9 protein-coding genes are annotated in these 13,407 nt (G+C 71.2%); 5 read left to right on the plus strand and 4 right to left on the minus strand.

The features are described from left to right. Positions 1–175: 175 nt before the first annotated feature. On the minus strand, positions 176–1,291 hold the full coding sequence (gene rsgA / locus ACFYW8_RS07835) for a ribosome small subunit-dependent GTPase A (protein ID WP_389068991.1): 1,116 nt from the start codon (positions 1,289–1,291) through the stop codon (positions 176–178). A 477-nt stretch (positions 1,292–1,768) separates the two neighbouring features. On the opposite strand from rsgA, the gene ACFYW8_RS07840 reads away from it, so the two are divergent. Together ACFYW8_RS07840 and ACFYW8_RS07845 are read left to right on the plus strand one after the other, a co-directional pair. Beyond that, positions 1,769–2,353, plus strand: a complete 585-nt coding sequence (locus ACFYW8_RS07840) for a DUF4232 domain-containing protein (RefSeq protein WP_365868545.1) — start codon at positions 1,769–1,771, stop codon at positions 2,351–2,353. A 109-nt stretch (positions 2,354–2,462) separates the two neighbouring features. After that, complete coding sequence (locus ACFYW8_RS07845; RefSeq protein WP_389068994.1) at positions 2,463–4,445, plus strand: trypsin-like serine peptidase; 1,983 nt, start codon at positions 2,463–2,465, stop codon at positions 4,443–4,445. Positions 4,446–4,746: 301 nt separating this feature from the next. On the opposite strand, the gene ACFYW8_RS07850 is transcribed toward ACFYW8_RS07845, so the two are convergent. Both ACFYW8_RS07850 and ACFYW8_RS07855 read right to left on the minus strand, forming a co-directional pair. After that, positions 4,747–6,267 (minus strand): cellulose binding domain-containing protein, encoded by a 1,521-nt coding sequence (locus ACFYW8_RS07850; protein WP_389068997.1) that lies wholly within the window; start codon positions 6,265–6,267, stop codon positions 4,747–4,749. 426 nt (positions 6,268–6,693) lie between these two features. After that, positions 6,694–8,016: a radical SAM protein gene (locus ACFYW8_RS07855; RefSeq protein ID WP_389068998.1), complete on the minus strand. Its 1,323-nt coding sequence runs from the start codon at positions 8,014–8,016 to the stop codon at positions 6,694–6,696. Positions 8,017–8,180: 164 nt separating this feature from the next. Between ACFYW8_RS07855 and ACFYW8_RS07860 the strand changes: the two genes are divergently transcribed. Further along, positions 8,181–9,062 carry an alpha/beta fold hydrolase gene (locus ACFYW8_RS07860; RefSeq protein ID WP_389069000.1) on the plus strand — a complete coding sequence of 294 codons (882 nt, stop codon included), beginning with the start codon at positions 8,181–8,183 and terminating at the stop codon, positions 9,060–9,062. Positions 9,063–9,150: 88 nt separating this feature from the next. On the opposite strand, the gene ACFYW8_RS07865 is transcribed toward ACFYW8_RS07860, so the two are convergent. After that, positions 9,151–10,128, minus strand: a complete 978-nt coding sequence (locus ACFYW8_RS07865; protein WP_389069002.1) for a hydroxyacid dehydrogenase — start codon at positions 10,126–10,128, stop codon at positions 9,151–9,153. Positions 10,129–10,406: 278 nt separating this feature from the next. On the opposite strand from ACFYW8_RS07865, the gene ACFYW8_RS07870 reads away from it, so the two are divergent. Then, positions 10,407–11,657 (plus strand): FAD-binding protein, encoded by a 1,251-nt coding sequence (locus tag ACFYW8_RS07870; protein ID WP_389069004.1) that lies wholly within the window; start codon positions 10,407–10,409, stop codon positions 11,655–11,657. A 263-nt stretch (positions 11,658–11,920) separates the two neighbouring features. Further along, positions 11,921–13,168: an ROK family transcriptional regulator gene (locus ACFYW8_RS07875; RefSeq protein WP_365868559.1), complete on the plus strand. Its 1,248-nt coding sequence runs from the start codon at positions 11,921–11,923 to the stop codon at positions 13,166–13,168. Positions 13,169–13,407: the final 239 nt, after the last annotated feature.

The raw sequence follows: 13,407 nt of genomic DNA on the forward strand, positions 1-13,407 counted from the left end.
GCTTCCGCCCGGGCGACAGCCCGGGCCCACGCCACGCCGCACCACGCCGAACCACACAACGGTCCGCGGTGCGGACCCGGCCTTCCGGGGTGGAGGGCGCGGCCCGGCGAGGTGGAGGACGCGGTCCGGCGGGGTGGCGGACGCGGGGAATCCGCGCCCTCCACCCCGTCCCGGGCTACCAGCGTCCGCGCTTGACCTCCATGGCGGCGCGGCCCTCCGCGTTCTTGCGCTTCCAGTCCCGGCGGATCTCGGCGCGGGCACGCGCGTCCGTCTTGGCGACGATCCGCTGGTTCTCGCGGAGCAGCTTGCGGTAGCTCTCCAGGCGTCGCTCCGACAGTTCGCCGGAGTCGACGGCCGTCAGCACCGCGCACCCGGGCTCGGCGACATGGGCGCAGTCCTGGAAGCGGCAGTCGGCGGCGAACTCCTCGATCTCGGAGAACACCTGTCCGACCCCGCTCTCGGCGTCCCAGAGTCCGACTCCGCGCAGCCCCGGGGTGTCGATGAGGACACCGCCGCCGGGCAGCGCGAGAAGGTTGCGGGTCGTCGTGGTGTGCCGCCCCTTGCCGTCCATGTCGCGGGTGGCCCGTACGTCCATGACGTCCTCGCCCAGCAACGCGTTGGCCAGGGTCGACTTGCCCGCGCCGGACTGCCCGAGCAGGACGGCCGTACCGCCGGCGAGCACGGCTTCGAGGAGGTCGAGCCCCGACCCCGTCGCGGAGCTGACGGCGAGCACGGGAACCCCCGGCGCGGAGGTCTCCACGTCCTCGACGAGGTGCCCGAGGGTCGCCGCCTCCGGAACCAGGTCGGCCTTGGTGAGGACGACCACGGGCTGTGCGCCGGACTCCCAGGCCAATGCGAGGAAGCGTTCGACACGGCCGAGGTCGAGTTCCACGGCGAGCGAGACGGCGATGACGGCGTGGTCGACGTTGGCCGCGAGGATCTGCCCCTCGGACCGCTTGGAGGAGGTGGAACGCACGAAGGCCGTACGGCGCGGCAGATACGCCCGTACGTAGCGCGGGTTGCCTGACGGTTCGACGGCGACCCAGTCGCCGGTGCACACGACCCGCAGCGGATCGTGCGGCGTCACGAACGCGGTGTCGGCGCGGACGACCCCGTCGGTGGTGGCGACATCGCACTGGCCGCGGTCGACCCGGATCACCCGTCCCGCGACGAGCCCTTCGGAGTCGTAGGGAGCGAACTCTTCCGCCCAGGCGTCGTCCCAGCCGAGGGAAACGAGCGGGGAGAGCCCCAGGGAGGCGGACGAGATCGGGAAAGCGGAGCTGGAAGTCAAGGGAGACCCTTCACAAGGGCGGCCCCGGCGACGCGCACTGCGGCGCGAAGTAAAGAGGAAGGTCAGCCGGCGGCCACGAAGGTGGACTTGATGAACTTCTGGATGCGGGCAGCGCCCATCTCAACGACAGCCATCGGTCACACCTCCCAAACAGTCCACATCGGCACGGCAACCCGAGGTCGCCGCTCGAACGGCTCCGACTCCTCGAACGGCTCCGACTCTAGGGGCACGCGGGCCACGACGCCATCGATTTACGACGCGCCTGGCGGCCGTCCGGACAGCGGCCCGCACGGAGTGCCACAACTGCGGCGGGGCGCGCGGCCGCCGCCCATCGGACCATGTCAGGCAGGCACGCAGACCCGGAGCCCGGCGAGGCACCCGGGAACCTGCCCGGGCCTGTTCGCATCTCCCTGTCGGGGAGGCAGGAGTGGGGGCACCCGGCCCTCGCGGGAACGGCTTCGCCCGGGGGAAGTTCTCATGGCACGGCGGACCGCGGCGGTCATCGGCATCAGTCTGGGCCTGGTTCTGTCTGCCACAGCCTGTGGTGCCGGCGACCACGGGGCCGCACGGCCGACCACCGAACCGTCACGGACAACCGCCTCCGCCTCGGCGGGAGGAAGCCGGGCTGCCGGATGCGGAACCCGGCAGCTGCGGTGGAAACTGACGCGTCTCACCGGGAACCCGAGGAACGCGTCCGCGGCCCTGTTGAGCGCGGCCAACACCGGCACCACGCCGTGCGCCTTCGACGGTTACCCGGATGTGGAGGTCCACGCGGGCAAGGGGCCTTCGGTCTCGTCGAGACCGAAGGCGCCCGCGCCGGTGCGGCACGTGCTGAACCCCGGCCGCAGCATCGAATTCCCGCTCTTCTACGAGACGTCCGCCTCCCCTCACGGGAGCTGCTTCCTGCCGGCCGAAGACGACGCCGGCATCGATGTGCGGCCACCACACCCCGCTCGCAACGACTACGGCGCCTCGATAGAGATGACCGACGCACAGGGCCGACATGTGCGCGCGGCGGTCTGCGGGATCGTCGTCCGGATGGGCTCACCTCGGCTGCCGTAGCACGCGGGGGCGGTGCTCGACATCCGAAGCGGCGGATCGAAGTCCGTGGAAACGAAGACACGGCCTCGCACGTCGCGACGGCCGCCCACCTCACGCACGGACGCCCACCATGCCGTCCGGCGTGTCCGACCTGGAGCAGATGTACTTGCGTTATTCACGAATACGGCTGGGGACCGCCGCCGCGCTGTGCGCCGCGCTACTGCTCGGAAACGCCGCAGTGGCCCAGGCCGCCACACCGGCTCAGGCGCCCACCGGACCCTCGACGGCCGAGCCGGCACCCACCGGCGGGACCGACAACGTACCGAGGCCCTCGACGCCCATCACGCCGTCTCCGACCGGCACCGGCACCGGCACCGGCACCGGGACCGGCACCAACATCAACGCCGACGCCGACGCCGACGCCGACGCCGACAACTGGACGGTTCAGAACGCCCTCCGCTTCTGGACGCCCCGGCGCATGGCCTCGGCGACCGACCCCTCAGGCCGTATCGCCCGGCCACCGGGCTGGACGGCGCCGCGCGGGAAGCGGGCCGTCGCCGCCAGGATCGACGGCGAACACTTCGACGGCGTCAAGTCCGTCGGCGTGCTCTTCAACACGGACAAGGGCATGAAAGCCCACTACTGCACGGCGAGTGTCGTGCGCAGCAAAGGACGCAACCTCATCCTCACCGCCGGCCACTGTGTCGGCGACAAGGCCGTGTTCGTACCCAAGTACGACCACACGAAGTCGGGAGCCGACCAGCCGTACGGGATGTGGCTGGTTCAGGAGTGGTTCCGCGACGCGCGGTACGCCTCGGACAAGAGCCCCGAATCCGACCTGGACTTCGCGTTCGGGAGCCTGAAGGCCGACAACGGCCGCGAGGTCCAGGACGTCGTGGGCGCCAACACCCTCGTCCGCACGCCCGGGTTCGTCAACAAGGTGACCGTCATCGGCTACCCGATGATCGGCCACAACCCGCAGGACCGCGCCTTCCGCTGCCCCGACGTCTCGACGGCTCCGCTGCCGGCCTACTACCAGATGCAGATCGACTGCGGCGGCATGTGGGGCGGGGTTTCCGGTGGACCGTGGTTCTCCTCGCTCGACCCTTCGGGTGACACCGGCCAGATCATCGGCAATGTGGGCGGCTTCCTGAAGGGTGGCCCCGATGTGCCCGCCGACAACCCGCTGTACAACCGGATCACCTACAGCCCGCTGCACGGCGACCGGTTCTTCCAGCTCTACGACGACGCCCAGAACGGCCTCCACACCGACCATGGCGCCTACCACCAGCCGCCCCTGCCCTACTCCATGGGCAATGGCGAGACCTGGAAGCACGCCAGGCTCATGGCCGCGGGCGACTTCAACGGCGCCGGCCACAGCGATCTGATCGTGGTGTGGACGGACGGCGAGGTGACCCTCTACACCGACGACGCCCACGGCCGCTTCGTCTCCGAACGGCGGTTGCTGGCCCCCAACTCCACCTGGACCCACGCGGAGACCATCACCGCGGGCGACTTCACCGGCTCGAACCAGTTCGACCTCATGGTGCGCTGGTCCGACGGTGAGGTCACGCTCTACGGCGACGTCGGCGCCAAAGGGCTCGACTGGACCGGCACCCGGATGACCGGCCCCAATCCGACGTGGCAGCACGCCACCCAGATCGCCGCGGGCCGCTTCAACGCCTCCACCTACGTCACCGACCTGATGGTGCGCTGGTCCGACGGCGAACTCACCCTCTACACCAATGTGAGCGCGGGCAGCTTCGGACAGGAGCACAAGCTCAAGGACCCCAACTCCACCTGGCAGAACGCCACACTGCTCACCAGCGGCGAGTTCTCGGGCAACCAGAAGTGGGACCTGATGGTTCAGTGGAAGGACGGTGAACTCGACAACTACGTCGGCACCTCCGTCTCCGCCCTCGGCACCGAGGCACGCATCCAGAACCCCAACGGGCTCTGGACCCACAACACGGTGATGACCACGGGCAGTTTCACCGGCGATCACCGCACCGACGACCTCGTCGTGCGCTGGTCCGACGGCGAGACGACGATGTACACCGACACCGGTATGGATCACCTCGGCACCGAGGAGAACCTGGTTCCGCACGCCTGAACGCGCCCCGAGCGCGCGGACTCCGCTGTCCGTTCCGTCTTCCTCCGAGCCCCTCCGGGCCGCACCGGGAGACGGCTGGGACGGAGAACACCGATGGGCCCCACCGCGAGCGACGGGGCCCATCGGCGCCCCGCCGGACAAGCACCGGCCGGGAAGTGCCGGCTTGAGAACGGGCGGCGGGTAGTGCCGACTTGAGGACGGGCGGCGAGGTCTCCCGTGCCCGAGTCCGCTCCGGGCAGCGGCTCTGCGGCGATGAGCTGGAGCGCACCCTCGCACGAGAAAACGGGCCCGTTCGGGCCGGTCAGTGAGCGGCCGTACAGCGTCCGCCGTTGAGGGTGAAGGTGTCCGGGGCCGCGTTCGTGCCGTGCCAGGTGCCGAGGAAGCCGACGGCGAAGGACCCGCCCGCGGCGACCGACTTGTTGTAGTCGGCGGCGGTCGCGGTCACGTGGGAGCCGTTCTGGGCGACCGTGCCGTCCCACATCTGCGTGACCTGCTGGCCGTCGCCGAAGGTCCAGGCGATCCGCCAGGAGTCGAGGGCCGCGGCGGACGTCACGGTGACGGTGGCCTGGAAGCCGTCCGTCCACTCGTCGACGATGTGGTACTTCACCTCGCAGGACGCGGGGCTCTTGGCCGAGTCCGAGTCCGCGGGTTTCGTGGGGGCCTTGGAACCCGGAGTACTGCCGCGGGTGTCGGCCGAGGACGAGGACGTCCCCTGGGGTTCGGGGTCGGGGGCGGGCTTCGAGCCCGCGTCGGCGCTGGGGTCCGCGGGTTCGGGAGAGACGAGCGAGCCCTCGGCGCGGGTGGTCGCCGGCGGGGACGACACGTCCGATTCGGCCACCGGCTGACGGTCGGCCGAGTCGCCCCGCGCGGCGGCGCCACCGTCGTTTCCCGCGCCGAAGGGCATAAGGGAGACCGTGAGCGCGAGGCCGGAGACGATGACGGCGGCCACCAGCAGTCCGGTGCGTCCGACCCTGGGCGCGGCCTCCTTGGCCTCGGCGATACCGGTGTCCACCGCCGCGTCCCTGCGCCCGCCCGCCATCCCCGCCTCGGCGGCGCGGCGCCTGCGTTCCAGATAGGCGAGACCGCCCCAGCCGATCACCCCGCCCGCGAGCGCCGCGGGCAGTCCGCCGCCATGCAGCCGCAGACAGCCGGCGGCCTCCGCGCACTCCACACAGCGGGAGAGGTGCTGCGAGAGGTCCTCGGGGGTCTCTGCGCCCGGCGAGCGGGTGACCGCGTCGAGAAGCCGGGCGTAGCTGCGGCAGTTCGCGTCCATCGGCGTGTCGAGGTGATTGCGATGGCACCGGTCCCTGAACAGCGCCCGCACCTGGCCGAGTTCCTCGGCGGCCGCCACCGGGTCGAGACCGAGGCGCCGGGCCACCGCGGGCAACGGGAGCGCCTCCACCTCGACCAGCCACAGCAGTGCCGCGTCGGGTTCCTGGAGATCCCGGAGGCCCCGCAGCGCGATCGGCCGGTGCAACGGAGGTCCGGTGTATCGGGCGGCCTTCTCGGAGTTGAGCCACAGTCTGAGGTCGGGGTCCAGCCGGTGGCCCTGGCCGTGCGCCTCCCAGGCCGTGGCGGTGGTCCGAACCGAGTTCAGCAGCAAGGGAATCCGGGGCAGCCGGGGGGTTCTGCGGCCGGTGTTCTTCGTGCGGGCCATGACCGACCGCGCCTCATGAATGCCATGGGTGAACGCCTCGGTGGCCAACTGTGTGGCCGCGGCGGAGCCGGACGTGCACAGATCGGCGTACGACAGGACCGCGTCCCAGCATTCCGAGAACAGCGCGGCCTCGGCGGCATCCTGGGGGGTCGGCAGGTCTGACATGGGGGGGCTCCTGCATCGATTGCTTCCATGCGCAACTTCGCACAACGCCCAACTCGCCCTGATTCGGCTGGAGTTGGGGACCGTCTCGACAACGGGCCAGAGCCTTTCACGCGTTCGACACAACTGACAAGCGACGCAGTCACATATCGCGGTCACGCGATCACACGGTGGACCGACCGGTTCCGGTGAACTGCCCTACGCGCGCGGACCGTCCGACTCCGGTCGGCTGAGTGTCGTACGGAACGCGGGCCGGCAGGGACCGATTGCTTCAACTTTCACAGAACCCGCCACTCCTCGGGCAGGACAGCTCTCGGTACGGACGCGGTGCGGGCTCAGTATGGGCGCGATACGGGCATAGCACGACGCTTACGGCCCGGACGTACGGATGACGTCCGGGCCGTGCGGGGTGCGCCTCGGGGACGCGGGTCACACCTGGGAGGCGGGCTCCCGCGCGGGCAGGCTGTCCATGAAGGAGCTGACGGAGAAGACCGCTCGGCCGGGACCGGGCTCTCCGTATCCGGGCGGCGACTTGAGCCCGAAGTCGTCCATCGTGGCGCGGTAGGCCTCCAGCAGACGGATGTGGTACTCCAGCGGCGCGCCGTTCGGGTTGGCCTTGCCCAGCGGGGTGGTCGGCTCGGGGCACCAGGTGGTGAAGCGGGGCGTGATGCCGTGCGACATGAAGAAGCGCAGCCCCTCGGTCGTCGACGCGATGGCCTCGTCGACCGTGGTGAAGCCGAAGGGCTCGGCCATCTCCACGCCCGCGACGAAGTTGGGGATCACGTTGCGCGCGCCGAAGATCTCGGCGGAGTCGAGGATGCGCTTGTGCCACTCGTCCCTGCCGACGTAGCGCTCCTTGCCGGGGCAGTACAGCTCGAACAGCCGGCGGTCCCACACCTCGTAGTTGGGGTGGTAGATCTGCACGCCGTAGTCCTTGAACCGCTGCACGTCGTCGCGCGGCAGCGCCTGGGCCACCACCTTGCCGATCCACCGCCCCGGGAACCGCTCCTCGATGGCCTTGGCGTAGTGCCCGTAGAAGTCGGCCTCATCACGCCCGGCGACCGTCTTGGTGATCGCGCCACCCGTGAGGGTGTAGGCAGTCGACGCCTTCGCGGTGTCGTAGCGGTCGATGATCTCCAGCGCTTCGAGGACCTCCTCGACGTCCTTCACACCGGTGTACGGGCGGCCGGCGGCCTTGTGCTGGCGCCAGTTGTGGTTGATGTCGCAGTACTGGCACTCCTCCTTGGCGCCGAAGTACTGGCACACGCGGAAGACGGTGAGGTAGATGAGGTAGCCCCACTGGATGGTCGGGGCCACCTCCATCACGGACTTCCCGTTGGAGAGGGTGTGCCGGTAGTACTCGGGCATCGGCGGCACCCCGACGTCGGAGATCCGCTTCCCGTCGAGGTAGAGCCCGAGGACGCCCTCGTCGTCGGCGGCGACGCGGTACGGCGAGGCGGGATTGACGCGCACGGACACCACGGTGCGGCGCAGGTCGTACGGGCCGCCCGTGAGGATGATCTCCTCGGGCGGGCGCCGCAGCGCGGCCTCACCGAGCTCGGGCAGGGTGCCGTGGTCGAAGGAGAAGATGAAGTACGACTTCGGTTTGACCTCGCCGCTCTCGTTGTCGCTGAGGGCCGAGGCGTCGAAGGCCACGCCCCCGCGGAGCAGGTCCTCCTTGATGACGGCTTCCCGCGGCACGTGTGGGAACCGCTCCATCAGATCCTCGACCAGCGCGGTGCGGCTGCCCATCCCGATCTCCTCGCTCCCGACCAGCTTCGTCTGTCGTGTTCGACTCCTCACGGTATGCCCCCGCCCGGACATCGGCCGTGCCGGGTCCCCTCGCGCCGCGCGACGCCCGCCGCGGGGCCGGATCTCGTTTGCTCCGTCCGGGCGCCGCTGCGAGAGTCGTCGCCATGCCTTCCTTCACCACGTACGACGGGACCGAGCTGGCGTTCGACACCTTCGGGGACGGCTCACCGGTGGTGTGTCTGCCCGGCGGGCCGATGCAGGACTGCGGTTATCTCGGGGACCTGGGCGGGCTGTCCGCGCACCGGCGGCTGATCATGCCGGACCCGCGCGGGACCGGTGGGTCCGCGATCCCGGCGGACCCGGCCTCGTACCGCTGCGACCGGCTCGTCGACGACGTCGAGGCGCTGCGCGAGCACCTCGGCCTCGACCGGATGGACCTGCTCGCGCACTCCGCCGGGACGAATCTGGCGCTGCTCTACGCGCAGCGCCATCCGGAGCGCGTCGCGCGGCTCGCGCTGATCACGCCGAGCGTGCACGCCGTCGGGATCGAGATCGCCCCGGAGGTCAGACGGGCGACCGCGCTGCTGCGCCGGGACGAGCCGTGGTTCCCGGATGCGTTCGCGGCACTGGAGGCGATCGTCTCCGGGAACGGGGACGCCGCCGCGTTCCGGGCCATCGCCCCCTTCTGGTACGGCCGTTGGGACGAGGCCGCGCGGGCGCACCGGGACGCGGAGGACGCGCACAAGAACCACGAGGCCGCGGCCCGCTACGCCGACGGCGCGTTCACCCCGGACGCCACCCGGGCGGCGCTCGCCCGTCTGGCGTCCCCGGTGCTGGTGCTCGCCGGGGAGGTCGACCTGAACTCCCCGCCTCCCGCGATGGCCGGGATCGCCGCGCTGTTCCCGCACGCCGAGCTGGTCGTCCGGCCCGGGGCCGGACACTTTCCGTGGCTCGACGACGCGGAGCGGTTCGTGGCGACGACCGCAGGGTTCTTCGCCCGCCCGGCCGGGCGGCTTCCCACCGACGGCGTACGGCCTGCCGTGTGACGCGTACCGGGCGGGGCACCCCGAGGAGAGGCTCCCCCGGCAGGCGGCCCCCCTGCAAGCACCGCCAGGGGCAGCACAAGCACCCCGCTCAGGCGACCCGCTCCAGGCCCTCCGGGTCGATCCGGAACTCAAGCTCCCCTCCCGACAGGAGGCGTTCGGCCTCGTTCAGCACGGTCAGGCCGAGCCGGGCGACCTCGTTGCCCTGCGAACCCGCCAGGTGGGGGGTGACGAACGCGTTCGGCAGGTCGTGCAGTGGGGAGTCGGCGGGGAGCGGCTCGGGGTCCGTGACGTCGAGGATCGCGCTGATCCGCTCGGCGCGCAGCGCCTCGACCAATGCGTCGTGGTCGACCAGGGAGCCGCGTGCGGTGTTGATGAGAACCGATCCCGTGGGCATCAGCGCGAGTTCGCGGCGGCCGATCAGATGCCGGGTCTCCGGAGTCTGCGGGGCATGGATCGTGACGATCTCGCTGCCGGCGAGCAGGGCGTCGAGCGGCAGCAGGGGGACGCCGAGAGCGGCGGCCCCGGCCTCGTCGACGTAGGGGTCGGCGAGGCTCACCGCCAGGTCGAAGGGCCGGAGCAGTTCGATGACGCGCCTGCCGATGCGGGAGGCGCCCACGATGCCTACGCGGCGGCCGAAGTTGCCGATGCCGGGGAGGATCTGTCCGTAGGGGAAGGTCCGTTCGCTGCGCAGGCGGTCCCGGTGGGCGAAGACGTCCTTGCCCGCGAGCAGGATCATGGCGAGCGTGTACTCGGCGACCGGCAGCGCGTTCGCGGCGGCGGCCGACGACACGACGATCCCGCGCTCCCACACCGCCGGGGTCGCGAAGCCCTTGACGGAGCCGGCGGCGTGCAGCACGGCCCGCAGTTTCGGGGCCGCGTCGAGCGTGCCCGCGTCGAGTACCGGGCACCCCCAGCCGGTGATCAGGATCTCGGTGTCTGCGAGGCGAGCCCGTACCCGCGGATCGGTGAGGTCGCCTGCCGCCAAGGAGGGATCGATGTCCACCAGCTCGCGCAGCCGGGCGAGTGCGTCCGGAGGGAAGATCCGCGTCACGTTCTCGTCGGTCATGGCGAACATCGCCACAGGACGCTCGGGAGGCATCGTCACAGGACGCTCGGGAGGCATCGTCACAGGACGCTCGGGAGGCATCGTCACAGGACGCTCGGGCAAGGAGGTGACCTTCCGGTTCGGGGACGCCGACGACAGCAACCGCTCTCTACCGTAAATCGCGCCACGTGAGAGGGTCAACGGACAGGTCTGCCGGCTCGGCGGACCGGCAAGGTACGTTCCCCGGGTGGTCATCGCGCGGGCCACGTACTGCGACTTCACGGGAAGGGACGACAGGGATGACTCGGACCCTGACCAACTGGGCCGGCAACATCACGTACGCGGCCAAGGAGCTGCACCGGCCGTCCTCGCTCGACGCGCTGCGCGCGCTGGTCACGGAGAGCTCCCGGGTGCGGGTGCTGGGCAGCGGCCACTCCTTCAACGAGATCGCCGAACCGGGCGCCGACGGCGTCCTGCTGTCGCTGACCGCGCTGCCGCCCGGGGTGGAGATCGACACGGCCGCCCGGACGGTACGGGTCTCGGGCGGCGTCCGGTACGCCGAGCTCGCCCGCCTGGTCCACGAGCGCGGGTTCGCGCTGCACAACATGGCCTCCCTCCCGCACATCTCCGTGGCGGGCTCGGTCGCCACCGGCACCCATGGGTCCGGGGTCACGAACGGGTCGCTGGCCTCCGCCGTGCGCGAGGTCGAGCTGATCACGGCGGACGGCTCGGCCCTGACGATCGGCCGCGGTGAGGCGCGCTTCGACGGCGCCGTGACCTCGCTGGGCGCGCTCGGTGTGGTCACCGCGCTCACCCTCGACCTGGAGCCGGACTTCGAGGTGAGCCAGCACGTTTTCACCGAACTCCCTCTGGAGGGACTGGACTTCGAGACGGTCGCGGCGTCGGCGTACAGCGTGAGCCTGTTCACCGACTGGGGGCACCCCGGCTTCCGGCAGGTGTGGCTCAAGCGGCGCACGGACCAGCCGCTGCCCGACTTCCCGTGGGCGGCGCCCGCGACCGTGGCGATGCACCCCGTGCCGGGCATGCCCGCCCGCAACTGCACCGAGCAGTTGGGGGTCCCGGGACCCTGGCACGAGCGACTGCCGCATTTCCGGGCCGAGTTCACCCCGAGCAGCGGGGCCGAGTTGCAGTCCGAGTATCTGCTGGCGCGCTCGGACGCCCTGGCCGCGCTGCACGCCCTGGACGCGATCCGCGGAACGATCGCGCCGCTGCTGCAGATCTGCGAGGTGCGGACCGTGGCGGCCGACGACCAGTGGCTGAGTCCGGCCTACGGCCGGGACACCGTGGCCCTGCACTTCACCTGGGTCGAGGACACCGAGGCCGTGCTGCCGGTGGTACGGCGGGTCGAGCGAGCGCTTGAGCCGTTCGGGCCGCGGCCGCACTGGGGCAAGGTGTTCACCGTGCCGCCGACGGTGCTGCGCGAACGGTACCCGCGGCTGGCCGGGTTCAGGGCGCTGGTCGACGAGCTCGACCCGGCGGGCACGTTCACGAACGCCTTCGTGGGGGACTTCCTCCGCCCCCTTTCCTAACCCCTTGTCGAAAGTCCCCGGCAGGCCATAGCCTTGCGCAGCGCCGGGGCCGACGGGCCTCGTCAGGGCACGGAGGCAACGGGGGAGGCGATCGGCGCCGTGCCGCTCCCGGGCGCGTCCCCGGACCCCGGCGGCCCGAAGATCTGGCCGGCCGATGTACCCGGTGCGCGCCTGCCCTGCTCCGCAGGAGTCCGTTTCTCCCCATCACGGGGGAGGTACCCCCACCCCGGCCCGAAGGCCGGGGTATCCACGGAGGAAGACCGATGAAGCGCGGTACATCACGCGACATCCGCACCGCGAACCGTTACGAGGTGCTGCGCCAGATCATCGCGGAATCCCCCACCTCGCGACAGGAGTTGGCGGCGGCGACCGGGCTCAGCCTGGCCACGGTCGCCACGCTCGTGGGCGAGCTGCTCGACCTCAGGATGCTGACCGAGGTCGGGTTCGAGGACTCCGCGGGCGGCCGGCCGCGTGGGCTGGTGGCGGTGAACGCGGCCGGGGGCGCCCTCATCGGCGTCGACATCGCGGAGACGTACGTCCGTGTCGAACTGTTCGACCTGGCCCTGAACGTGCTGGCCCGCGCCGACGAGGACATGCGCCCCGGCGAGAGCCGCCCGGAGCAGGTCGTCGGGCATGTCGCGGCCGCCGTCGGCTCGGTGGTCGCGCAGGCCGGGGTGGAGGGCGCGCGGGTCCTGGGGGTGGGTGTCAGCGTCCCCGGGCAGGTCGACCGCGACACCGGGATCGCGGAGTACGCGCCCAACTGGGACTGGCACGACGTGCCGTTGCTCGATCTGCTCGCGGAGCACATCGCCTATCCCCTCCACCTCGACAACCCGCTGCGCGCCTGCGCCGTCGCCGAGTTGTGGTTCGGCGCGGCCCGCGGACGCGGTGACGCCGTGGTGGTCAATCTGGGTACGGGCGTCGGCGCCGGTCTCGCGCTCGGCGGCGGACTGCACCGCGGCGTCAGCAACAGCGCCGGCGAGTGGGGCCACACCACCCTCGTGCTGGACGGCCGGCTGTGCCACTGCGGCAACCACGGCTGTGTGGAGACGTACGTGGGGGCGCCCGGGATCATGCTGAATCTGCGGGAGTTGAGCCCAGGAAGCGCCCTGCTGCACCCGGAGGACCAGACCGCCACCATCGACGCCCTCGCGGCGGGCGTCGCCGCGCAGGATCCGGTCGCCCTCAAGGTCGTCCGCGACACCGCCCGCTACCTCGGAGCCGGGATCTCCGACCTGGTCAACCTGCTCAACCCCGAGGTGGTCGTGCTGAGCAGCTGGGTCGCCGCCACGCTCGGCGAACCGCTGCTGCGCGAGGTGCGAGAGGCCGTCGCCCGGCACGCGCTGCGGCGCCCGCTCGCGGCCACCGAGATCGTCCTCTCGCCCATTCCGAGCGATCCCGTCTGCCTCGGTGCCGCGACGTTCGCCCTCGAAGGGGCACTGCAGTCGGTCGGCCAGCGGCCGGTCAAGCGGGCGACCCCGGCGAGGAGCCGCACCGCGCCTCCGGCGTGACGACGGCATCGGAACCACCGGCGAGACCCGTCGCAAGTAGGGCCGCATCGCGGTGAGTTGAGCCGACGCGGCCCGCCATGACCATGGATCGCGACCCGGCGCGTCCGGTATCCCGAACCCCCTACAACGCTTCGCACCGGCTTCGTCCAACCCCTTGCCGAAGCCTTAGCAGAAGGTTAACGTCCCGCACCGCACCGCGAATTCGAGCCGCAGCAGCACTCAGACCGCAGACAAGACAA

Origin of the sequence: Streptomyces sp. NPDC002742, from assembly GCF_042888885.1 — a bacterium.
Lineage (GTDB): Bacteria > Actinomycetota > Actinomycetes > Streptomycetales > Streptomycetaceae > Streptomyces.